Here is a 23,937-nt window from a genome sequence, read left to right as displayed (position 1 = left end):
GGCCTTCCCCAGTTCAGTGACTCCATTTTGCAATCCTATTCATTCCCTACATTCAACTACTCTTTCACAGCACCTACAACAATCCCAGTCACGAAATACCGTTGCAGGAACGGATACACGAGCAGGATCGGCAGTGCGCTAATAAAGATCTGCGAAGCCCGAATGGTCCGTTGGGACAGGTTCTTCACCGCTTCTGGATCAAGCTTCGACATATCGGCCTGCACGATGATCGTCTGCATGAAAGTCGCAAGTGGCAGCTTTTCCGCATCACGGATGTAGATGATTCCGTCAAAGTATGCGTTCCAATGCCCAACCATCATGAAGAGCGAAACCGTTGCAATAACGGGTACCGAGACAGGCAGATAGATTTTGATAAACGTCTTAAAGTGCCCTGCGCCATCGATAAATGCCGCTTCTTCCAGATCCTTCGGAACGGTACGGAAGAAATTCAGCAACAGAATGATGTTAAACACTGCAACCAATCCTGGCAGGATCAAGGCCAGCAATGTGTTCATCAGTCCCAGCTTCAGAATCAGGATGTACCCCGGAATGAGGCCACCGCTGAACAGCATCGTGATGACAAAATACCATAGATAGATGTTACGTGCGCGGAACACCCGCGTCTCTTTGGAAAGCGCATAGGCTGCAATCGTATTGACGATTAACGCAAGTCCAGTACCAAGTACCGTCCGCTCCACAGATACCCATAAGGAAGAGAGGAAGTTGGTATTGGCAAATGTCTTGGCATACGCCTCCAGTGTAAATCCAATTGGCCAGAACGTTACGAGACCCGCATTGGCAGGTGCAGATGCGCTAAGTGATACCATGAGCAAGTGATACAAAGGCAGCAAGCAGAGCAGTGAAAGGATGGTCAATAACACATTGTTGAATATGCTGAATATGCGGTAAGGCATCGTTTTATGGTACATTCGTTTGTCATCCTTTCTAGAAAATTCGATATCCGGCGAATCGGTAAGCCAGTCGGTACGAGATCACAATCAGGATCAGGCTGATGACCGATTTGAACAGATTCACGGCGGTAGCGAAACTGAACTGCCCACTAAGCAGACCTTCTCTGTACACAAACGTATCGATAATATCTCCTTGTTGATAAATCAACGGACTATATAAGTTAAAGATCTGGTCAAAGTTGGCGTTAAGCACATTACCCAGTGCCAAGGTTGCGATTACGATCCCAATGGGAATCAGTGCCGGGATGGTAATATACATCGTTTGTTTCCAGCGTCCTGCCCCATCTACTTCAGCTGCTTCATAAAGTGCAGGGTTAATGCCAGACAGTGCCGCGAGGAAGATAATTGTGTTGAATCCAAACTCTTTCCAGACATCACTCGCAATAATTGTGAATCGGAACCAGCTGCCATCCCCCAAGAAGAAGATCGGTTTGATGCCGAATACCGAAACCAGGAACTGATTGACAATACCCGTCTGGGCCAGAATGTCGATCAGAATGCCTGATAGCGTAACCCAAGACAGAAAGTGTGGAAGATACACGAGCGTTTGAATCGTTCTTTTCAGCGCCATCTTCCGTACCTCATTGAGCAATAAGGCAAAGATAAACGGAATTATCAGATTCATGACGATCTTCGTACAGGCAAAAAATAACGTGTTCCACGTAATTTGCAGGAAATAATCATTTTCCCACATGTACCTGAAGTGCTTTAGTCCTACCCATTCGGAATTAAAGAATCCCAGTGCAGGTTTATAATCCTGAAATGCCATCAAAATCCCGGACATCGGAATGTATGAAAATATAAAGACCATAATGGCCGCCGGCAACACCATAAAGTGCAGAATCCATGGCTGTTTGTAGCGTTTTTTTCTCTTTTTATCCAGCTTGTTCCCAACGTTTGCCTGCGGGATCCGCTTACCCTCCAATTTAGCCTCCATAGCGCTTCTCCTGTTCCCAAAAAAAGTTTTTGTGTGTGATCGGGTTCTCTGATATAAATAGTATCAAGCCATTCTGAGGTCTGCTATATAACATTGTTAGGCTTGATAGTGTTTTGTTAGGGTATCATCAGAAGAGGTAGTTTACACACGAATTAGAAGGAGACTTTTCATGTATATATGGAAGCGCTTAATGCCTTTTCAAGGTAAAACCAGATCCCCATTCAGTCTTTTTGCCAAAATAAACTTGTTAATTGTGGTCTTGTTCATCCCCATTCTAATCATGTACACCTACTCGAATAACGTCACCTATGATGTCGTCAGCAAAGAACTGCAGATCTCCAACACGAAACAGCTCACGTTTCTGTCCAGTCAGATCGACTCCCGCATCAATCAGATGATGGATTTCAGCCTGATTCTCTCCCGAGACCCCAATGTCAGAGCATTCAACGGCCTCAACATGTGGGATGATCGGTACGACCGGATGCAGACCCGTTATGTGATACAAGAGAAGATGATGCTGCAAACCGGCGTTACGGATATATGGCCCACCCGATATGCGGTGCATTCACAGCAGAATAAGGATGTCATCGCTAACTACAATCAAACGACAGGGTATGATGAGGCGTATTTGAAAAAAAATATGAGTGGACGATGGACCTATGGGGATCAGGGTGCCGCATCACAGGACGAACTGAACTCCTTCTATTGGTTCTATACCGATTCCTTGGCACAGCCGGGGATGCTCACGGGAAGTAACCTGGTGATTGAAGCCAGCTTCAGCTACGAGAACATTCAAAATATGCTGGATACGTATAAAGCGGGCGGACAAGGCGATCCTTTCTTGTATCACAAAGGAAATTCCCCCATTCTCAATCGCAGCGCGGACAAGCAATTATCCGCAGAACTCATTCAGTATCTGGACACGCATTCTCCGGAAGATACTACACAGGATGTCGTAGAGCTGAACGGTAAGAACTATCTGGTTAGTTCCGTGAAGTCCACTTATCTGGATTGGCATCTGGTTGACGTGATTCCACTGTATCAGATTTTGAAGCCCATCTCGCTGAGTCAAAATCTGTTCTACACCTGTATGATTTTGCTGCTGGTGGTGGGCATCTCTGCTTCAATCCTGCTGTACCGAAATGTTCAATATCCAATCAAAAAGCTAATTAAAGGCTTACGCCGTGTAGAGCAAGGGGATTATTCTGTCCGACTGTATAGCAAAAACCAGAATGAGTTCTCATTCCTGTTCCGCCGATTCAACGATATGTCCCATCAGATTCAAGATCTGATCGAGAATGTGTTCCATGAGAAAATTAGAGCCCGGGAAGCTACGCTGAAGCAATTACAAGCGCAGATCAATCCGCATTTCCTATATAATTGTCTTGGTTATATCATCAACATGGCTCAGATGAAGGACGAGCAAGCTGTCGTCTCCATGGCGCATAACCTAAGTGCGTATTATCGCTACACCACCCGTATGGAACGGGAGACGTCGTCGCTACAAGAAGAGATTAAGCTGCTGATCAACTATCTGGATATCCAGAAGCTGCGCAATGGTCGTATTGAGTATCACATCGATATCCCTGAGGATATGCTCTCCCAGTCGGTGCCACGATTAATGCTTCAGCCGATGGTTGAGAATTCCGTCATACACGGCGTGGCGAAGTCCTATTCATCCGGGGAAATCCGAATTACCGGGGAGCAATTGAATGGTTTTGGCAGAATATACATCGACGACGATGGTCCTGGCTTAAGCCCGGAACAGTACGAAGCGCTGAACTTGAAGATGCAGGAACCTTTACAAGAAGAAATGGGCTGCGGCCTTTGGAATACGTACCAACGAATCACGCACCTGTTCGGCAGTCACTCCTACCTCCTATTCGGCCCATCCCCACTTGGCGGATTCCGAACCGAAATCATCTGGGAGATACCAAAAGAGGATACAGATTCCGATAAAGGTAATACCGATAATATACGTTGACTATTTGATTTTGAACGAACCATTTACACGTGAACGTAGAGGACAGAAAAAACCTGAAGAAGCAAAGCGTTCGCCTTTCAAGCACCATTTTAACCTTATAATCATTTAATTCAGAAAATGGGGCTTGAACAGCGATCGGAAGGTTGTTCTGTCATCGGAGTGGCAAGTGTAAATATACCTTTAGTTCAACCACCAAGGGAGACATTATAATGCACATGATGATCGTAGACGATGAAGCACACTGGGTCGATAACCTGTCCATGACCAAGCCCTGGCACACGCTGGGGATCGAACATGTGCATAAAGCATACTCAGCACACGAAGCACTACAAATGATCGACACCCACCCCATCGATATCGTGATCTCGGACATCCAGATGCCCGAAATGACAGGAATTGAACTGATTGAACGCATCCGCATCCGGGACAAAAAAATAAAATGTATCCTGTTATCCGGGTATTCCGAATTTGATTACGCCAAAAAAGCCATCCAGTTCGAGGCTGTAGACTATCTGCTAAAACCGCCGACAGATGATGAATTAATGGGGGCTGTTCAGAAGGCCATCGATCAATTGAACAACGAATGGGAAATTGTCAGTTCACTGACACGAACGCAGTTTACGTTGCGAGAGAATCTCCCCCATTTGCGGGGACGACTACTCCTAGGAGCTTTACAGGGACAACGAATCGCCGCTGCCGAATGGGAGCGTAAGCTAGCCAATTACGCTCTGCCCTTTCATACCGGGGATGCCGCATTAATGCTGGTACGTCTGGAAGAAGAATTCGGACACTATGACAGCAATGATCAGACCCTGATCGAATATGCGATCATCAATATGGCGGAAGAGATTATGGGTGAGTTTATGGAAGTTTGGGGCGTCAAGGAGGAGCACGGATATCTCGTGTTTTTACTTCAGTTTAAAGATCGGAAAGGCGATATTGGGAAAGAAACCATTCTGGAGAAGCTATCGATTCAGCTCCAATCCAAAGTAAAACAGTTTCTGAAAGGCTCCCTCTCCATCGTTATCACCGAGTGGTTCACCTTTCCGGATCAGCTCTACGATCGTTTCCGTCAGGCTTCCGCTTATTTCCGGCAGATCGTTGGAGACGAACGCGAATTTGTCATGCGTGTCAGCGATGTCGAGACACCTGCGGCACAAGGTCCCTTGGATGTTCTGTACACCCCGCCCACCTTTATTAGTTTGCTAGAGAGCGGACAATGGGATGCAGCGGAGGAGAAAATACGCGCGGTCTGCGCCGAGTTGGATGAGAAATGGTCGGAATCATGGGAGCACTGTATGGAGGCAGGTTTTCTTATTACGGCTTCATTCACCAATATTGCCCATCGGAACAAGTTGACTCTGACCACTTTAATGGGAAATGATGTCGAGGATTTGCAAAGTGGGGAAGTTTTCGCTACCATCAGCAAATTGCGGAAATGGTCGCTCAGTGTACTGGGCAAACTCAAGGAAGGCACGTCCAACGAGATCAAGGACATTCGTTCCGAGTATGTGAAGAAGATTCAGGATTTTACAGATAAGAACCTGCATCTGGATGTGTCTTTGCGTGTGCTCGCTGACCATGTCAATCTGCACCCGACCCATTTATCCAAAATCTATAAGATCGAAACGGGCGAAGGCATCAGTGATTATATCTCACGCCTGCGCATGGATCGGGCCTGTCACAAGCTGGTCACGACCACCAAAAAAGTGTACGAAATCAGCATGGAGATTGGCTATATGGACCCAGCTTATTTTATCAAAGTGTTCAAACGCCAGTTTGGCGTTACACCGCAGGAATACAGAGACCAGCATAAATAACATGACTGAAAACCGATCTTTTTGCACATTCACTAATAGAGTCCTATGGAAACTAACAAACTCATATAGATGCCCTCCCGTCCAAATTGGTACAGTTACATTGTAGAGGTTGTTCAAAAAGTCCGCTTTTGATTACGAAGGATGCCTAGCGGCATCATCAGCATCGAATATGGAATTCAGCCGAAATGTCCGTTGCTCACGTAGCTCTATCTACGCTCCGCTACTCCATTTCTAGCTTCATCCCATCTTCTCGGTACTGAAAACCGGCCTTTTTGAACACGCATTTTTAAAGATCATACACCGTAGGGGGATTGAACAATGATCAAATTCAAAAAAACATGGTGGTCACTGCTCATGGTTATCGCGCTCATTACGATCACTGCGTGCGGCAGTGGCGAGACAGCCAGTGACAATGGTAATAATACGCCGGGAACTGTCGGCTCAGCTGAAGCAGAAGCTGCTTTTGCTAAAGGAAAATATGATCCACCCATCGAGTTCAGTTCGGTATTGATGCCGAAGAAATACGTGCAAGGAGATACCAAAGAAAATAACGTGCACGATCGCTGGATGCTCGAAACGCTGGGTATGAAGCATAAAGATACCTGGTATCCGGCCAATGACGACCAATACAGACAAAAGCTTCAACTGGCTATCGCTTCTGGCGAGAAGCTCCCTGATTTCGTCACCGTACCCACCAATGCGGTACTGACCAATCAACTGATCGACTCCGGTCAATTCATCGCCATCGATGAGTTGTTCGACAAATACGCAAGCCAGACCCTGAAAGATCACGCAGCAGCACATCCTGAACTGTGGTATCCGTTCACCAAGGACGGCAAGAAATACAACATGCCGATCATGGAGTACACCGATAACGACGATACACTGCTCTGGCTCCGCGAAGACTGGATGGAGAAGCTGAACCTGGAAGCTCCGAAAACCATTGCAGATCTTGAGAACATCATGGACAAATTCAAAAACGAAAACCCAGACGGTCTGTCTCCAGACAAAGTATTCCCTCTGGCGATCTCGCTGAAAAATAACACCAACACCTGGATGGGTCAGCTCGACTGGTTGTTCGGTGCATACGGCACAATCGAGGAGCAATGGAACAAAGACGCAAACGGCAACCTCGAGTACGGCTCCGTTAACCCAGGTGCCAAACAAGCCCTTGCCAAGCTGGCTGAATGGATGGATAAAGGTTATATCCACGCTGACTCCGCTCTGTGGGACGAAGGCAAATCCGCTGAAAGCTGGACAGCTGGCAAAGCGGGCATTCTGCCTGGCGCAAACTGGGTGCCGGACTGGCCTGCACCTGACCTGCTGAAGAACGTACCTGGCTCTAAGTATAAAGCTTACCCTGTTCCAGCTGGCCCAGACGGCAAGATCGGTACGAAGTGGCAGAACTCTGGTGTCAACGCAAGTATCATGATTAACAAGGATGCGAAGCATCCAGAAGCCATCTTCTTGTATTACAACTACCTGCTGGATAACCTTGCGAACCCGAAAGCGGGCAGTGAGTATGAATACGGCTTCGCCAAAGGTTACGACTGGGATATCATTGACGGAGAACCGACCAGTGACAAAGAGAAGATCAAAGACTTCTCCAACGAATTCCCTTTCCTGACCGGCCCGGCACGTATCCCGGATCTGTACATGAAAACACTCGTGAAGCTAGCCAACGGCGAGAAGCCTGAAACACCGTACGAGAAACAAATGGCCGAATTCCGTAAACCGGAAAACTGGTATGCAGGTAAAGTCGTTATGTCCCAGATCGACGTCCGTAAACAAAACTACTTTACTGGCGCTGCAACACCAACCATGGTATCCAAATGGAACCTGCTCCGCCAGTCCGAGATGGAAACCTTCAATAAAATCATCTACGGCAATTTGCCAATTGATGCCTTTGACCAATTCGTCGCCAACTGGAAATCCAATGGCGGAGATCAGATCACACAAGAAGTGAATGATTGGTTTAAATCGGTAAGCGCGAAGTAAGATTTGGATTTTGGAAAAGTAGAGATTATAAAACCAGCCGAAGCGATAGTTACACGCTTCGGTTGGTTTTATTTAAATAGAGATTAAGGTCGCTTCCCCTGACTTATGGGTTTGCGTTATTTGATTGAGCCTTCATATCGTTCTCCTCCGGCATTGACTGCCCCAGCAAGGAAACTGTGAGCTGAATGCCGTCCCTCAGTCCCTGCATGTATAACTGCTCATTCTCTACTCCTCTGCTGACAATATAACGATTCTCCCACTCGGCATATTCAGGTGTCTCTTCGACATCCTTACCTGCAAACAAAGTTGCAAATGCTTCGTCTGTTTCCCCACGCACACGACTCAATTCAGGATCTTGCTCAATCTGGGCAGATACCTCTTCCAGCCTTGCCTGAATCGCTTGTTGCAACCACGGCGGAAAATCCATTGCTTCTCCTCCCCTACGCATTATGTACCTCACTCATCATCGTACAACTCGGTTATGCCTTGCCTTTATTTCACTCACTCGGGTCACCAGTTCATCCACCCTTCGGCTCTGTTCTTGCACTTTAGGGTTGTCCCATAACGGAATCGCTTGCTTCAAGGATGCCTCACCAAGCTGATTAAGCTTGCGCCGTTCCTCTTCCAATAAGTCAAGCAACCGGCTCATACATCCACCTCTCTGATGGGTTTAAATTGCGACATGTCTTGTTAATGCTAGACATGGTCAGTTTAAGACATTCTAATTGTACGAGAAATTATAATCGTTTTAATGCGGATATCGAATAAGTCTATAAAAAAAACAGCTACACTAAGGTTAAGTGCAACCGTTTCCCTAAATAGTATCTATCCAAGATGTTTACTTTTTCCAATCTTTATAATTAAGATATCTGACAGTGAAACAAAATTTTGATGACTCGTAAACGTTATTGTATTCACGACCCAGCTTATGCCGGACCCAGGATGAATGTCCGCATCATGAATATTATGTTATATGACGTCTTTCTTTAGTATTAATGAAACACGATTTAGAAATTATCATTTTAATTTCTCAAATACATACTTCAAATCCACTTCATCGTTTTCACAGTTCCATTCTTCTAATTTCTCAATAATACTGCTAGCTATGTCTTCTTGATATTTAATATACGATATTGTGGTATCTCTATACTTTTCATTAAGATTTACCATAACTGCTCTCTCATTTTCAAAAGATTCATTAAATTTGAATAACTCTACTACAAAGCTTCTAATTAGTTCAGGATAAGAATCTGACAATTCGTTAAATAAGTCCCTACAACTATGAGAATTGTATCCGCTTTTTAATGCTTCTCGCATAATAGCTGAAATTAAATCATACTTAGATTCATTTGAGACTAAGTCAATCCATACTTCTTTATCAATTTGCTTAAATAAAAGTACAGCTTTATTTGCAACATTGAAATCCCAATTATTTATGTTTTTAGTTATAACTTTAATCCAGTGTTCAAACTGAAATCTATCCTTCATAGCTATTATTAATTTGATAAAATCACTGTCTTCATAATGCTCTAAAATAAATTCTTTTCTCATACTTTTCATTATTTTTTCATGAAAAACAACATCACAATTTTCGTCTTTTATAATATCGTAAATGAAATTGTACTTTACACAATTAATTTTAGGTACATTTTTAAATCTAGTAAGCGATGCTACTATTGAATTACTATGATTCTCATTTCCCTGTAAACGCGAAGATAATACAATTTTCACCCAACTTTCCCTGTTTGCAACTTCAATAGCATCTAAATTAGCACTCAGTTTGAATATTATCTTTTCTATACTGCTCTCATTTAAATGATTTATTATTTCAATATTTTCATATAACAATTCAAGCAATTCATTTTCATTCTGATCCTTTTCAATTAATGGCGAGATAATACTTTCATATTCATGTGGTAGTTGTTGCAAAGAATAAGCTAAAAAATAAATCAAGTTTTTTTTGTGAGTATTTGTTTTCGGAGCAATGGTAACTTTACATATTAGTTTCAATAATGAACTAAATGCTTTAGGATGAAACTTTATTAATCTTTCTTCTACAATCACCCTGATTCTAGAGGGTTCTTTAACAGGGAAAAACGACTTTTCTTCAAGTTCTTCTATCAATCCCTTCATATGTCGGAAACCAAATAATACAGGTTTAGATAACAATATATCTATCACTGATGTAAAAACATCTCTAGCTTTTTCTGGCGAACATACAAAACTATTAGGATGAGCACAATCATTTCTCGTGTCCAAGCACCGTATTAATTCTTTAGCTTCATTGCTATTTAACATATCAATTTCAGCTGTAGCACATTGTTCTACTAAATATTTCTCATAAACCTCTAGATCACGTTTTTTCTGTTCTACTTTATCATCAAGTTCTCTACAAGCTAAATCGCTCGATGCCATTGCTTTTACTTTCATATGCAAATCATAGATTGCTGATATCACACTCATGATTACACATGCTTTATAAGAACCTGCATTGTAGCATCTTAGAGCTTCAGACATATGAACTTTAGTTTCTGGGCTCTCTACCTTATTCAACATTTCTTCTATATCACGTAGCACTATCCATTCCTTCTTCCTCATCAATTTATTAAATTTTTAACTTTTAAAAGACTAATCTTTGTAGATTTTAGATGTCAAATAACTTTCCTTTGTTCATGAACTCCGAAGAAGTTGTATGCTGAAATCCCTCTACGAACTCTAACAGACTAAAGCTACGTTAGGATCATTTTCCATTTAATTAAAGGGGCTAAGATAAAAACGCACATTATTACTTAATGCCTCAGTTAAAAGTCTACTTTGATTTAGCATTTTCTTTAATCCTGTAATCCATTGATTTCTGTTAATTTCGTATATGAGAATCCACTTATCTCCATAGATAGTTTCATTTATCAGTTTAGATTTTAAATCACTCTTACTAATTTTAATTTCATTCTCTCTATTCAAGCCTTTCTTTTGAACATAGTCTAAAGCCATAATTGTAGATAACGGTTCAGCATGGACAATAATATTAACAAGATTCTTCACTTCAATCTCCATATTAAGAGAACCCATTACACAAAGTAGCCATATGGTTTCAAGTTCATGTTTGTAATTAAGGCAACTTGCTAATATGTTGTTTATATTCTGTTGTATTGATCTATCAAAAGTGAAGCTATTGTTTATTATTACATTATGTACATATTCAGCCATATTAGGGAATGATAAAATTATATTAACTAGGTGCGAGAAGACAAGTTTCTTCTCTTTATTTGGAATAGTGTGGCTACTTAAAATTTTCAAACCGTATTTTAGAACACCTTTGTTATTTTGGTGAAGTTCTATCATTTTCTCTATATATTTTAAGTATCCGTCTTTAGAAAAATCATGTTCTTTTAGAATTTTGGTAAAGTCTTGGTTCAACTGATATGGATATTTACTTATTTGTGTCTTTTCAGTATTAATATGCATTTTATAATCATAAAGTATATTTTGAAATAGAGGGATAAATTCATTGATCTCACTTTCAGTTCTAAAATAGAAGTTGTAATCATCCACATAACGCTTAAAATGGTGCCCTTTCCCACTTAAAATCTCATCAATAGAGGTCAAAATAATTTCCGAAACAATTCGAGAACTCAAAGGACCTGTTGGAATACCTTTAGTTTCATTATTGTTTATAGATCTAACTAACTTGTCAAATTCATCATAACTTGCGTATGTCAAATTTCTTAGTGATGGACTTTTTTTAAGTTCATCTTTTGATTGTTCCTTACCATATAAAGCCCATGTTAGACTATGCGTATAGATGTTCTCATAGCATTTACTTAGATCAATTTTTAAAAGATACTTGTAACCAGCAGAATATATAGTGCGGTCATGATAATTTTTCATAAATCTAGAGAATACTTTGTACCCTCTGATTTGATTAGGTGCAATGATATTAGAGTACGAATGTTGATTTTGGCGAAGCTTATATTCTATAACTCTTCTATGTTTTTCAATAGCTTCGCAAAGCATAAGATACAAATCTATGTGAGGGATAGCTATAATTCTCCTTTCAAGGTCACTCTTGTAACTTGAAATAAATAAACAAGGAGTAGATTCAATCTTCCTAGATTTTAAACTTGTTGAACTCAAATTTATCATTGATGGATTAGCTTTAAGAAAGTCTGCTATTTCAATACTTGTAAATACTTGAGATGGTAGATTATCTGAAAAAAATCCACATTTAATCAAATTATATATTGTTAATCTCATCATAAATCTCCATTCACTTTTAATAGTTTGCATTGTGTGTGATTCTGTTGTATAACGTTCCTGTATTCATGAACCCCAAAGGGGTTGTCTGCTGAAATTCCTCTTCGAAATCCTTCACGCAGACCAAGACTCCGAAGGAGCCGCTGCTTGAATATTATGTTATCAGATGTTGGCGCCTTCATTGAGGAATTTTTAAGTTAGTTATTGTAATTATTATTTATCTGTTTGTTCTGTTCCTTCTTCCACTAATTGCTTTCCTTACTCTGCCTCTCTTTCTGCCTCTTTTTCTAACATACCTTCTATTTTTAGCACTTTGAATTATATCTTCTTCTACCTGTTCAAGAGAATTCATTTGCAGAAAATCATTATTTGTGAACTCTACTTTTACTATAGGCTCCTCAACTTCTTGAATAAACTTGTTATATTCTTCCGATTCTCTAATTTCAGTAAATATAGGCCATTCCTTTAAGTTATCAACAGAAAGATCATTGGGCATAGATATTTTCAATAAATCAAAAAATTCTTCTTTTTCGTTTTTTAAAGCTAATAAAGAAAGTTGAAATTTTTTATTATAAGGACTAAAGTCTGCTTCTTCAATCTCTTTTTTCAAAATTTCATATTGTCCGCTCCTTTTCATACATAGCCAATAATTCACCTTGGACATTAATTTATCTTCTGCAGATATACTAATCTCATTGGAACAAAAATCATAAAGATTTGCAGCTAAACTCCAATCTTCATCTAACATTAATGTATAGCCTTCACCCATTATCTCATCTACACGTTCTTGTGATTTCTTCTCAGCTTTTCTCCACATTTCTAGTAAAATTAATATACCTACATTCTCAATAATTGAAATTGATTTATTTATATATTCTCTGTCTACATTAATTTTATCTCCCAAAGAAATATCTTTCCTCAAGTCAACATTTACATTTTTAAAATAGATAGAATTCACAATTCCATCATTATGTACAACAATATTTCTTCTTTGGAAAATTTCTGATATTAATTCTTTATTTTTCTGAAAATATGAAATTGTTATTTTAACTTTATCGGTTAAATATTTATACCACTTATCGAGACTTCCATACATAATACCTTCAACCTCTTGATCGATAAGATATTTTTCTGCATCTTCGAATGAACCTAATTTCCTTATATCTTCAAGACTTAATGTTTTATCCTTTATACTCATTATTTCAGGAAACTTTGTTATATGCGTGTGCAATACTCTTGAAATTAATAATTCAAAAAATACTATCAAATTTATTAATGAATTTTGATAGAGCATATTGATTTGTCCCTTTTGCAAATTTATCTCTTTCATTGCATTATTGAGCCCAACACCTGCCTTTCCTTTGATAGTAACACTAACACCTTTGGTAAGGTCATCTTCATCTTTTTTTACTACATTCACTTGGTCTTCAAAAATATTAATGCATTCTTTAATTTGTTTATCACTTAATTTATATTTATCAGGATTTAGTTGACTAAATGCAAATATCATTGGTAGTAGACCCATAGAGTTCTTTTTTATTACTTCTTCTTCTTTTTGTAATAGACTAGACTCCACTCCTGATACAAATGATCTTAAAGTTTTAATATTATTCATGTAATTTTTCAGAATCGATTTATACATTGAAATCCCCCCATTATCATTTAAAATAATTAGCGCCAATTTCTTATAACATCTAATTTATGTACTTCGTAAACAACACACATACTACCTGATATCTGAACTACGTATATGATAACCTATGCGGTGATATTTGCGAAGAAAAATTTGGTGAAAAAGGGGGACTATTGGGATAATCAATCTCCCAAATCCATCCGATCCAGCGGGCTTTGAATACGCTGGATATTATTCGTACTAACATGTGTATATCGCTGAGTTGTACGTGCACTCGTATGACCAAGTAGCTCCTGAATGTAGCGGAGGTCTGTCCCGTTTTCTAGCAAATGAGCGGTAAAGGAATGCCTTAACACATGAATACTAACCTTCTTCACAATTCCTGCGCGTTGTCTAGCTTCTTCAAAAACCTTCTGTACGCTCCGCTCAGTAAGATGTCGATCAGAAGATTGGCCCGGAAATAGCCAACGATTGGAACTGTATTCATCTATGTATTTCTGCACCATATCCCAGGCGAGACTTAAAAGAAGCGTCCTCCGATCCTTTTGACCCTTTCCCTGTCTCACAATGAGTGTCTGCCTTTCAATATCCAGATCGGTGCAACGCAGACGCACAACTTCACCTGCACGAAGCCCGGAAGAATAGGTCAGAAACAATATGGCCTTATGTTTAGGGTTGGTTACGGATTTAAGTAATTGAGCAACTTCCTTTTCGGACAACACTTGCGGAAGCTTGGTCTGCTTCTTGGGACGAATATACTGGATATCCGTAGGATGATGGAGCACATGTTTGCAATAGAAGCGGAGCGCGCTAATGGCCTGATTCACGCTAGAATGGGAAATTCCTCGTTCCAGCAAACCTAAACAATACATCTGAACATTGGAAGTAGTGACATCCTTATTTTTAAGGCTAAGGCTGCTTAGAAAACGCTCGACCTGATTACAATACGCTCGACCTGATTACAATACGCTTTGATCGTTTTGCGACTATATCCTCGTATCTTTAGTGCCTTCTGTAACGGTTCTTTGCTCCGGGGTAATCTGAACTTCATCTGGATCAAACTGGCTCGTAAACTCCTGGATGGCCGCAATAGTGTAGGGTATGATCCACATTTTCTGTTTGGTTTCCCACTTTCTGCCCGTAATCTGGCGAATGCGCTGAATATATGCAGGGTTATAAGGACAACGAATATGCAATGAATGAGTAGAACCTTTAGTTATGGTGATCTTCTCTTCCGTTGTAGTATCGTCGTTCATAGGAAACTCTCCATTGTTTGAGTCTATGTCTTTCTCCGCAATTTTGAGAAATAAAAAGGAAGGCTATCCTCATCCCAAAAAGGGAATCAGATGACCTTCCGATGCTTTCGGAACATATATGATCTTTAAAAGTAAAGATGGGCACAGCCAGTGTAATAAAAAACTGCCACTCCATGTAGCTTCAACAAAGTATACCTACTGTCAATTTGTCCTCATGGATAACAGTAGACGATTGAACCCGCAGGTATTTCGTCTGGGGAGATCCCTTTTCCCAAACATATACCGATATTCTTTTTGCCGGCTATAGAATGATTAATTTGAGTAGAAACAACTCCAAACACTTGCTCCTCCCCATCCGTTTTTTTGATAATAATCTGGTCACCGATCATCTCTTTGATTGTTGAAGGAAGTAGTTCATCCAACTCTTCATTGGCCCCCATGACGATGGTTCCGAATTCCGGTGTATCGAAGACTAACCCCACGCCAAACAGCATTTTAGTTTCCATTCTGTGTCCTCCTTATCTCTGATCTATGAATAGCTCGCCTTTGACATCTCTCACCCTGAGATCGGCATTACGAAGTCTAACCATCGCATCTCTCAATAAAGCATACCGTTCAGTAGAATTGAGTTCAGGAGCAAACCTTGCTGCCCGGATACTTGCCTGAGCCTCATCAAGAGCATAGTTTCTTTTGGTGACTTCAGGAGGAAGATCATAAAGTGGGAACGATCTGCCTGCGATAGAAGCCTCATAGTGCCCAACAATCTCGTGAGCTAGTGTAGCATTCATTGAAATGCGTGTATTCGCACTCAAAGTCCCTACTCCCGGGGCTGCTGCTGGTAAGACATCCGTATTGATGACCAAGCGATTATACATCATGCCTGTATTCCAGGTATCATAATAACCAGGTTGTGCGATTAAGATATTTTCTTCGGGGAAATCAAGCTTGTTCAAGTAACTCTTTATCTCAATCTTTTGGTTATCCGTCAGCGGAAGCTCATTGCGTTGTCCGTCACTTAAAATCTGTCTAAAATCCACTGCGCCCTCATATTTAACAGGGGTATCGATATGCAGCTTTGGTTTGAAAACAGAGCTTACCCCTAATACCATACCACCTGTACCAAGCATACTTGCCCAATGTTCACTTGACCAAGCATTTGTAGGCAAAACGGCTTCCCTAATCGTTCCATGGACTCCAAATGTCAACCAGTTCAGTGTGTCTTGAGGCGACTCTAAAGCTTTGTCAGCTCGATCAACATACCCGTTTACGAGTCCACTTGGAATACCAAATGTCCAGTAATCCAGAAATCCGCCTACACTATCATATCTCTTCTGATATCGGTCATCTGCCGATTGTATAAATGCTTGTCCTAGCTCTTTTAAACTATCTACAGACTTCTCAACTGCATTCCGATCGTCTACACCTTCCTGTGGGCCACAAGCATTCGGTGGTGGTGGTAAACAGTTTATGTCTACTTGCCCTTCCGACCCGTGATCAGCTTGGAGAAATCGTTCTCCATGGTTATGTAACACAGTTGATATTGAACTCATAAGTGTGACAACTTCAGTCATAACAATCTGTGACTTCTTGAAATCATAGTAGAACCTTTCTCTAGTACTCCCATCCCAGTTCGCTTCAATATCAGTCATACTTCGCAGAAGACTTTCATTCATGTGTTGAAGAGTAGTATAAGCTGTAGAGAACTGTTTACTAATTGCGAAAAGTTGCTCTGGCGTAACCATAATTCTCGTCATAGAATACCTCACACCTACTAAAGAAATATTTAGTTTCTGAATTCAGGGAATATCTGGATTTTACCGTTCATTTATTAACTGTGTCAAATACCTGTAGCAATAAGCCAGTGAGAGATCTAAACTAGAGCCCTGATCATTTTTGTTGTTACCTTTGACTTTGTTTATATACTTGTCCAACTAATTTAAAGACAGCAGGTCCCGATAAGGAACTGCTGCCTTTATGTCTTTGTAATTGACCTCACTTAATATCACTTATATATAGGAGTCATCCGCAAGCCTTTGTAATGTTTGAAATATCTATATTTAGCTTCTGCCCTTCTAAACATACAAATTCCATCCCACAATAAAAGCAGCCAAGATGAACGCCGAGATGCCAGACATGATGTACATCACCTTTTGCTTTTTGCTGTAACTGTTCTTCCGCAGTTTGACCATAAGCAAGCCAAGATACGCGACTGCTAGAACCACATAAAGTAGGTTAAACATTAAATTGATCCGTATCGAAGAATGAGCGGGATAATTTGGAAGTCTCGTGTGTATGATTAAAAGGTTAAGAGGAAGTACAGCACCTGCAACATTAATTGCAAGATGATATTTATTAAAATCTATCCGAGGATTTCCTCGTTTATTTAGTTTGTAAAGTAGCATCCGGATAAAATAGACGAGCAAAGCAGTCACACTGAAAAGGATGGCTAGTATGACAGGAATAAAAGATATTACAATCAAGTTCACCTTCAAATTCGATACAGGCAAGTAATCCATGTAAGGAGTGAAGGAAATTTTCTCAACAACGCCATTATGCTCGACCACATTATAAAGACTACTTAACTCAGCTTTTGAAAATTTTGTTATATCAAGTTGCCTGAATAAATCGGTAAATCTAGAGGCAGGCCGTCGTGCGGATTGAAAATATCCTCCTCCCTCCGAAGTAATTATATTAGAATTTACGTTATCGCCAAAAATCTCTTTGATAAGCCCATAATAATAAATTTCTTCAAAAGACTGGTTTGTCATGACCACCATCCCGAATTTAGATTTGGGATCAAAGACAAGTTTGCTGGAAAACCCTTTCAGATTCCCCTCATGCATCAGTGTAGGTACCCAGTATTCCATCTCAACGAACCCATGCGCAAATCGCGGAGTAGAAGTCCCGTCATAATATAGACTTGTTGACAACATTTCGTTTAACGTATCCCTGTTCTTAAATAATACATTGCTATCATCTACTGGCATCAGCGCTGCAAGGAATTTGCCTAAATCTTCTGCTGTCCCAATCGCTGCCCCTGTAGGATAAAAGGTTACGTATACTCTGTTCTCAGGGATCAGTTTCAAATCTTTCGTATACCCTTCAATCTCATTTCTTCTTTGTACTAGGTCTGGATGATCTTGCCCCGTTGGATGAATTGAGGTGTCGTTCATATGAAGCGGTTCGAAAATATGTTGATTAACATATTCATAAAAAGGTTGTCCACTTATCTCTTCCACGATGTAACCGGCTAGTCCAACGCCATAGTTTGAATAACCGACGACGCTATTTGGTTTATAGATTTGTTTCGGCTCATTTTTACGCAGCGTATCTCCCAAATCAACATTTTCATTCTCGGCGTAATAATACACTTCAGTCACTGTTTGATCTTCCCAACCCGCATTGTGATGCATCAGGTTCAAGAGGGTAATTGGATCATCGTATTTCAGCTTTTTGAAAAATCCATCTGGCAGATATTCCTGGATATCCGTCTCCAAATCAAGCTTTCCTTGTTCGACAAGCTGCATCACACTTGTATAGACCAACAGTTTCGAGATGGAAGCCCACTCAAACACAGTAGAGGTATCCGCCTTTCGCTGATTCTCAATATCCGCGTAACCATATGCCTTATTCACAATAGTTTCACCGTCTTTGATAGCCACAACCGAAACGGCAGCGGTGTACTTCTCATACGAGGCTACATAAGCATCAATCGTTTCCTCTAACTTGGATAAAGGAATCCTGGATGGTGTAGTCTCCACCTGTTTCCCCTCAGCGTGGGCAGGTACCACTATTGCCATAATGATAAATATGAATGACAGAACACAAGCGATTACTTTGTTTACCGTGTGATGTCCACGATTCATCTGCATTAGCTTCTCTCCTTTTATATGAAATGTTAATTACATCTGTTGTTTTCACGTATGCGTTTTCAAAAAAGTCCACACGAATCTAAGTTATTTCTCCAATGCAATTACACTCCATTTAGGAGAGATGTCGGAGAATTTCGCCTTTCCAATTAACGATGTTTATTTCTTTATCTTTCAAGAGGCACCAATCAATAATCTCACCTATCCATTTTGGCGTGATGATCTCATCGCTCCATTGTGGTGTTAGTACTCTTCTGTATCCTATATATTCTGTTGTCCAGCCTTCGAATTCTTCTCCGATGATGACTATAAATGGGATCTTGTTCTTAATACTGTGTTGTCCCACTTCATAAGTGACGATTAGCTTCTTATCCTCAGAAACGATATGTAATTTGATTATCCCTTCATCGTCTATATCCGGTTCAACATACCAATAAAATAATCGATTGGAGCGAACGATTTTACGTTTATATTTTTTTCTTACGCCCATAACGCACCTCACATATTCTTCTTAACACTCACTCTATGAAGTATTTCAACAGTTTGCCAATCCACAACATGAACACTTTGTTATCCGATGTTGGCGGACCTTATGATTCATTCATTTTATTACTTTGTTAATCTTTCTTTATTGCCTAATATGACTTCATGAATTTCATCATATAATTGTAAATCTATAAATTCTTCATGAATCCATAGTCCTTCTTCAACATCTCCTCCCCCCATACCTCCACCAATTCCATCACCAGGAAAGTGTTTTTCGTAATATAATCCTTGGCCTTCTCCCTCATTACAGTCCCATGCAATGGTATCTAAATCTTTTAATAGAGTATGTAATGTCTCTTCACTACAGTTTACTAATTTCATAGGGCAAGACAAATAGATCTGTCCTCCATAATCACCCTCCATAATTACATATGCATCTGGAGTATCCAGAGCTTTCTTAAAACTGTCTATAAACTGATTGTTCGGTTGTCCATTTGCCTCATTAAGGATATGTCGAATAGGGCTATGGTGCTCTGGAATTACAGCCATCTCATTGTTTTCATCTTTTTTTCTTCCCATAAAAATACACCTCTTTGTTAGATATGTTTTCTTGGAGATATCTCAAATTAGTTATTTACATCATTCATTCCTATGACTTGTTCAATTGCTACATTAAATTTGTTAACATTAATGTTTAAATTAATTATTCCTTCTTTATCCAGCCCTCTAGTATCTAATTTAAAAGTACCTGTCAGTGCTTCCGAAGTATTACCATCAATTTTCTTATTTATGTCCAATCTAATGTCTCTATCGATTAATCGCTCCTGAATCTCATTACTTATAATTGGTTCAACTGTTTTTAGGATTATTGATTTATTGGTTCTATTCCATAGATTGAAATGATATGTTACGACTGTTATACCTTCATCTTCTTCGCTCCCTCCCAGTCCAATTGATATCGAGTTTATGTTCAACCCATCCTCAATAATTTTATCCGTCTTCACACTGTTTGAACTGCAACCACTTACGGCTAGTATCATTAAAAGAAATAGCAAAATCATTGAACGCTTTTGATTCTTCAATTCGGAAACTCCTTTAATTTTTTTCTTCATCTTGCAGATCCATATTTGCAAGTTCAAGTGCAATCGCTAATCTAATCTGTGAATATTTCCTAAGTCCTTTTAAATAGACATTGTCTAGCTGTTTGCTTTCAATTATAGGTTCGTTTTGATTTATTAATTTCTGGAATGTACCAGCATCACGACGCCCCCCTTTAGATAGCCTTATCTTAGGGAATGGATGTACCTGCTTATCCATTTCACAGAAATATTACGGGCAGATCAAGGGGCACAAGCCCCTGCGCGGGAATATGATATTATAAGAAACCACTTCTAATTTAATTTAAAATTGTATATTCTAGTAATTTTGTCAAGTGGCCCTCTTGCTATCGCATAAGACTACAGAGGTCTCAATTTGTCTTTCTGGAACATTCCAATAGGTATTTAATAGCTTTTTCTTCTCATCAGGTGATACCAGTTTAAAACCATTCTTTAAGTAAAATTTCTTAGCCCATTCAGCTGAGTCCCATGTCCCTATTAAGATCGGTTTATTGGTTAAAGCCACCATGTGAGATAAAAGCTTCGTACCTATTCCGCTATTCCGTTGGTTTGTTCGTACATATGCGTGTCTAATTAAACATACATCACCCTTATCTTGAATTCCCATAACTCCTAATAATTGATTTTTTTCTTCAAACCCCCAAAATACTACACCATCGTTCATTTCGCACTTTAGCTCTTCCAATGTCATATAAGGTTCATGATACCTATCGTCAGGAATTACTCCTTTGTATGCCTTTGCTGCATCATTAATAATCTGATACATTACATCCGTATCCATGCTTTTACACAATCTAATCACGAAATTGGCCTCCTTATGGTTTGATGTCGTTTCGTAGATGTTAACCCACCACCCGCTTAAAAGCACCCGAAAGGGTGCGGCTACATGAGCACAGTTAGCTGGTGCGGGGTTATCCGCCTATATCCATAGTCTCTCACGAACTCATTATAGATTATATTTCGTTTTCATTCTTTCATATAATTTATAATCCGTATTTCGATTTACAATCTCTCCAATTAACTCTTTCCATTTGTTTTCAATCCACTTTGGACTTTGTTCTTTCAGAATATCCTCGTTAAATTGACTATCGATATACTCCAAATCTTGTTTAAGCACTCCTATATCCTTAATCAGTTGATTTCTCGATTCTTTTTCTAGCGATATCTTATTCGATAAAATTTCGCCTATGATTTCTACTCTTATATGCGTATACATATCTCTAAACACATTATAGATTAAATAAGTTGATGATAATTGATCTTCCCTGAAGTCGGATTTCAGGAACACGAATAATTCTTCGCCAACTTTCAAAGATACCGCCACATTTCCTAAGGCATGTATGACTGTTTCCTTCGATGAGCCGTCCTCTAAGCTTTTTATCACATTATCTAAATTAAAAATTGATTCTTTTATACCCATTTGAGTTCCATGATTTAGTTTTACTGTGTATTCAACTTCTTGATTATCTTTGTACGCTTTGAATTGATAGTTGAAGTACATGCTTATTATCAATCCGACCATTAGTACGATTATTGCAATATTTTTTTTCATTGAATCCCCTCCTAATAGTGCCTGAACTACGTATATGATAACCCATATTGTTACAATTGCGAAAGGAAATTGGCGAATAAGGGAGATTTATTAGTTTTCTCAACCCCTTATCCAATCGATCTAATGGGCTTTGAATACGCTGAATATATGTAGGGTTGTACAGGACGCGAGCATGCAGTGGAACCTTTCGTTATAGTAATAAAACAAAAAGGTCCTTCTTCATCCCATAGGGAATCCGACGACCTTCCGATACTTTTAGAACCTATCAACTTTAAAAAAGGTAGAGCGTACCACCTTTCGCTGCAAGCGGGCTAGCGCCAACAACTACCTATCAAGCCAACAACGCCTGTTCAATCTGATCCACAATGCCATTAATGCCTATCGGCCCATAACAACCGATCCATGTCGCCGCATCTACCGAGTGTATTTGCTGTCGCTCATCCGTATCAAGCATCCCCCAGACACGTTGCTCTGTCGCAGATATCCCATCCTGCATAAGCTCATTACTCAGTAAAAAGTAGTGGCTAGCTTGTACTGCCGGTAATCTCTCAACCGAGATATGATAGGCCGTGTCGGTGGTATCTGCAACAAATAGCGGAACGGGCAGACCCAGATCCCGGTACAACACAGCGCCTGTGCGATGAGCAGCAGAATGGACGCGCACGAGGGAATCGAGTGGACGTATCAATGCCACACTTTTTCCTGCCAGTACAGAGGACAATTCCTCGGATAGCAAAGCTGTTCGGCGATGATAATTCGCGATAATCTGCTTGGCCTCTGCTCGCTTCCCTGTCAGTTCATCGAATAGACTCAGGATGGTCTGCCAGTTTTCATTACGCTTGAACATGAGCACTGGAGCGATCTGGCTTAACCATTCATGATGCTGATCATGCACCTCGGTGCAAATAATCAGATCCGGCGCAAGTCGCTCTACCGCTGGAAGATCGGGGTATTCATACGTACCAAGTAATGCTGTATGCTGGAGTCCTGCCCGGAGTGATTGAGGGAACGTCAACACGGTACTTCCTAGTCCGACACTTCCTACCGGAGACAAGCCCAGTGCAAGCAAATGATCAGCATATTGCACATCGAGGACAGCGATACGCTGTGGTATCTCGGTGACGGCATACTCTCCGCGCATATGGCAGATGACCGGGCCTTCGGCTGATTCATAGGAAGAAGCTGTGCGATTTTGCAGCAAAGCATTCGCATAGTCTGCATCTCTTCTCGAAGCGGCGGCATGCCGGTAGTGTAGCGGTGGAACGCCATGATATTTTTTAAATGCCCTACTGAAATAATACATGTCGCGGTAGCCCATTTTTTCAGCAATTTCCCCAATGGACGCATCCGTATGACGCAGCATGCGTGAGGCACTTTCCATACGCAGCTGAATGACGTATTCCATCGGTCCAAGCTGCTTCTCTTGTTTGAATCGTCGCTGCAGCTGTCTCACACTACAGCCCGCTAGTGCTGCCAGCTCTTTTAGCTCCAAGTTTTGACGATAGTGCGATGTGATATAAGAAGCGACTACATCCACCATGTCGGACTCCGTTCCCCCTTGACCCCGTTCATACTCCATGATCAGCTCGTAGATTATTCCTTGAAGCAAAGCGTTGGCATAAAAACGTTCCAGTCCTTCACCGCGGCGCCATTTGGCAACGATTTTTTCGGCGTTTTCGATCCATTCCGCATGGGTTGCCGAGTTTTGAACAAATGACCTGCGCAGCGGGTGCTTGCGATATGAAGGCACAACAAGAGAGGCTCCCTCTATGGAAGAAGCCTTGTACATAATGACAATATAATGAATGTCCTCTGATCTGGCCGTCAGCGTAAAGGATGATCCCTTCACCACATGACAGGCAAAAGAAGCTCCAATGTGGCAACCCTCACCATCCATTGCAAGCTCCCCTTCCCCTCCATATGCCAGCAGCAGCACATTTGAAGTTAAGTTCGTTTCGTGTAACACGCTGCCTGTCTGCAAAGTACCGCTATCCCCGTTAAGCATCTTAATCGTTGTATCACTCCATAGACTTGTCTGTTCTTGCAGCGGCATTTCTCT

The 23,937-nt window shown here is 40.5% G+C and carries 22 protein-coding genes and 1 pseudogene; 3 read left to right on the top strand and 20 right to left on the bottom strand.

All coding sequences use genetic code 11. The features are described from left to right. Window positions 1-56 precede the first annotated feature (56 nt). Window positions 57-929, bottom strand: a complete 873-nt coding sequence (locus tag CXK86_RS28005; protein WP_017689839.1) for a carbohydrate ABC transporter permease — start codon at window positions 927-929, stop codon at window positions 57-59. Between the two features lie 16 nt (window positions 930-945). Beyond that, window positions 946-1,908, bottom strand: coding sequence for an ABC transporter permease (locus CXK86_RS28000; RefSeq protein WP_370511435.1), 963 nt, complete (start codon window positions 1,906-1,908; stop codon window positions 946-948). A gap of 169 nt (window positions 1,909-2,077) precedes the next feature. Here CXK86_RS28000 and CXK86_RS27995 point away from each other — a divergent pair, with 169 nt between their 5' ends. The 3 genes from CXK86_RS27995 (at window position 2,078) to CXK86_RS27985 (ending at window position 7,710) form a co-directional block, all read left to right on the top strand. Beyond that, window positions 2,078-3,892, top strand: coding sequence for a sensor histidine kinase (locus CXK86_RS27995; RefSeq protein WP_076252705.1), 1,815 nt, complete (start codon window positions 2,078-2,080; stop codon window positions 3,890-3,892). A 209-nt stretch (window positions 3,893-4,101) separates the two neighbouring features. Continuing rightward, window positions 4,102-5,712, top strand: a complete 1,611-nt coding sequence (locus tag CXK86_RS27990; RefSeq protein WP_076252707.1) for a response regulator transcription factor — start codon at window positions 4,102-4,104, stop codon at window positions 5,710-5,712. 318 nt (window positions 5,713-6,030) lie between these two features. Beyond that, window positions 6,031-7,710 carry a type 2 periplasmic-binding domain-containing protein gene (locus CXK86_RS27985; protein WP_076252709.1) on the top strand — a complete coding sequence of 560 codons (1,680 nt, stop codon included), beginning with the start codon at window positions 6,031-6,033 and terminating at the stop codon, window positions 7,708-7,710. A gap of 103 nt (window positions 7,711-7,813) precedes the next feature. Here the strand turns inward: CXK86_RS27985 and CXK86_RS27980 are convergent, their stop codons facing one another. From CXK86_RS27980 to CXK86_RS27910, 18 genes and pseudogenes are all read right to left on the bottom strand, one after another. After that, window positions 7,814-8,137, bottom strand: coding sequence for a hypothetical protein (locus CXK86_RS27980; protein ID WP_076252711.1), 324 nt, complete (start codon window positions 8,135-8,137; stop codon window positions 7,814-7,816). A gap of 36 nt (window positions 8,138-8,173) precedes the next feature. Continuing rightward, the gene (locus tag CXK86_RS27975) at window positions 8,174-8,359 is read right to left on the bottom strand and encodes a hypothetical protein (RefSeq protein ID WP_076252713.1); all 186 of its coding nucleotides are present in this window, start codon (window positions 8,357-8,359) and stop codon (window positions 8,174-8,176) included. Between the two features lie 368 nt (window positions 8,360-8,727). Beyond that, a complete protein-coding gene (locus CXK86_RS27970) occupies window positions 8,728-10,266 on the bottom strand; it encodes a hypothetical protein (protein WP_180361890.1) in 1,539 nt (512 codons plus the stop codon). Window positions 10,267-10,461: 195 nt separating this feature from the next. After that, window positions 10,462-11,964, bottom strand: a complete 1,503-nt coding sequence (locus CXK86_RS27965; protein ID WP_076252717.1) for an RNA-directed DNA polymerase — start codon at window positions 11,962-11,964, stop codon at window positions 10,462-10,464. A gap of 217 nt (window positions 11,965-12,181) precedes the next feature. Then, window positions 12,182-13,579: a hypothetical protein gene (locus CXK86_RS27960; RefSeq protein ID WP_180361889.1), complete on the bottom strand. Its 1,398-nt coding sequence runs from the start codon at window positions 13,577-13,579 to the stop codon at window positions 12,182-12,184. A gap of 200 nt (window positions 13,580-13,779) precedes the next feature. Then, window positions 13,780-14,319 (bottom strand): tyrosine-type recombinase/integrase, encoded by a 540-nt coding sequence (locus tag CXK86_RS32825; RefSeq protein WP_257468244.1) that lies wholly within the window; start codon window positions 14,317-14,319, stop codon window positions 13,780-13,782. Window positions 14,320-14,427: 108 nt separating this feature from the next. Next, window positions 14,428-14,490 (bottom strand): annotated as a pseudogene (locus tag CXK86_RS32820) (hypothetical protein); the annotation flags it as partial. A gap of 93 nt (window positions 14,491-14,583) precedes the next feature. After that, window positions 14,584-14,853 (bottom strand): hypothetical protein, encoded by a 270-nt coding sequence (locus CXK86_RS31915; protein ID WP_143781252.1) that lies wholly within the window; start codon window positions 14,851-14,853, stop codon window positions 14,584-14,586. A 212-nt stretch (window positions 14,854-15,065) separates the two neighbouring features. Then, window positions 15,066-15,359: a hypothetical protein gene (locus CXK86_RS27950; RefSeq protein WP_228469201.1), complete on the bottom strand. Its 294-nt coding sequence runs from the start codon at window positions 15,357-15,359 to the stop codon at window positions 15,066-15,068. Window positions 15,360-15,371: 12 nt separating this feature from the next. Further along, on the bottom strand, window positions 15,372-16,607 hold the full coding sequence (locus CXK86_RS27945) for a WXG100 family type VII secretion target (protein WP_076251691.1): 1,236 nt from the start codon (window positions 16,605-16,607) through the stop codon (window positions 15,372-15,374). Window positions 16,608-16,925: 318 nt separating this feature from the next. Then, window positions 16,926-18,725, bottom strand: a complete 1,800-nt coding sequence (locus CXK86_RS27940) for a serine hydrolase domain-containing protein (RefSeq protein ID WP_076251689.1) — start codon at window positions 18,723-18,725, stop codon at window positions 16,926-16,928. A gap of 112 nt (window positions 18,726-18,837) precedes the next feature. Beyond that, window positions 18,838-19,212: a hypothetical protein gene (locus CXK86_RS27935; RefSeq protein WP_076251687.1), complete on the bottom strand. Its 375-nt coding sequence runs from the start codon at window positions 19,210-19,212 to the stop codon at window positions 18,838-18,840. 119 nt (window positions 19,213-19,331) lie between these two features. Further along, window positions 19,332-19,787 (bottom strand): hypothetical protein, encoded by a 456-nt coding sequence (locus tag CXK86_RS27930; RefSeq protein WP_076251684.1) that lies wholly within the window; start codon window positions 19,785-19,787, stop codon window positions 19,332-19,334. Between the two features lie 47 nt (window positions 19,788-19,834). Further along, entirely contained in the window at window positions 19,835-20,320 is a 486-nt protein-coding gene (locus CXK86_RS27925) for a hypothetical protein (RefSeq protein WP_180361888.1), read from the bottom strand. Next, window positions 20,304-20,525 carry a hypothetical protein gene (locus CXK86_RS31910; RefSeq protein WP_144029838.1) on the bottom strand — a complete coding sequence of 74 codons (222 nt, stop codon included), beginning with the start codon at window positions 20,523-20,525 and terminating at the stop codon, window positions 20,304-20,306. Before CXK86_RS31910 ends, CXK86_RS27925 begins: the two co-directional genes overlap by 17 nt. Before the next feature lie 111 nt (window positions 20,526-20,636). Further along, window positions 20,637-21,107, bottom strand: coding sequence for a GNAT family N-acetyltransferase (locus CXK86_RS27920; RefSeq protein WP_257468238.1), 471 nt, complete (start codon window positions 21,105-21,107; stop codon window positions 20,637-20,639). 165 nt (window positions 21,108-21,272) lie between these two features. Continuing rightward, window positions 21,273-21,878: an oxidoreductase gene (locus CXK86_RS27915; RefSeq protein ID WP_101314941.1), complete on the bottom strand. Its 606-nt coding sequence runs from the start codon at window positions 21,876-21,878 to the stop codon at window positions 21,273-21,275. A gap of 331 nt (window positions 21,879-22,209) precedes the next feature. After that, on the bottom strand, window positions 22,210-23,931 hold the full coding sequence (locus CXK86_RS27910; protein WP_101314940.1) for a helix-turn-helix domain-containing protein: 1,722 nt from the start codon (window positions 23,929-23,931) through the stop codon (window positions 22,210-22,212). Window positions 23,932-23,937 lie beyond the last annotated feature (6 nt).

The organism is Paenibacillus sp. BGI2013 (assembly GCF_002843485.1).
GTDB classification, from domain to species: Bacteria; Bacillota; Bacilli; order Paenibacillales; family Paenibacillaceae; genus Paenibacillus; species Paenibacillus amylolyticus.
The sequence above is the reverse complement of the archived record's forward strand: the minus strand, read 5'-3'. Positions and strand labels throughout refer to the sequence as shown.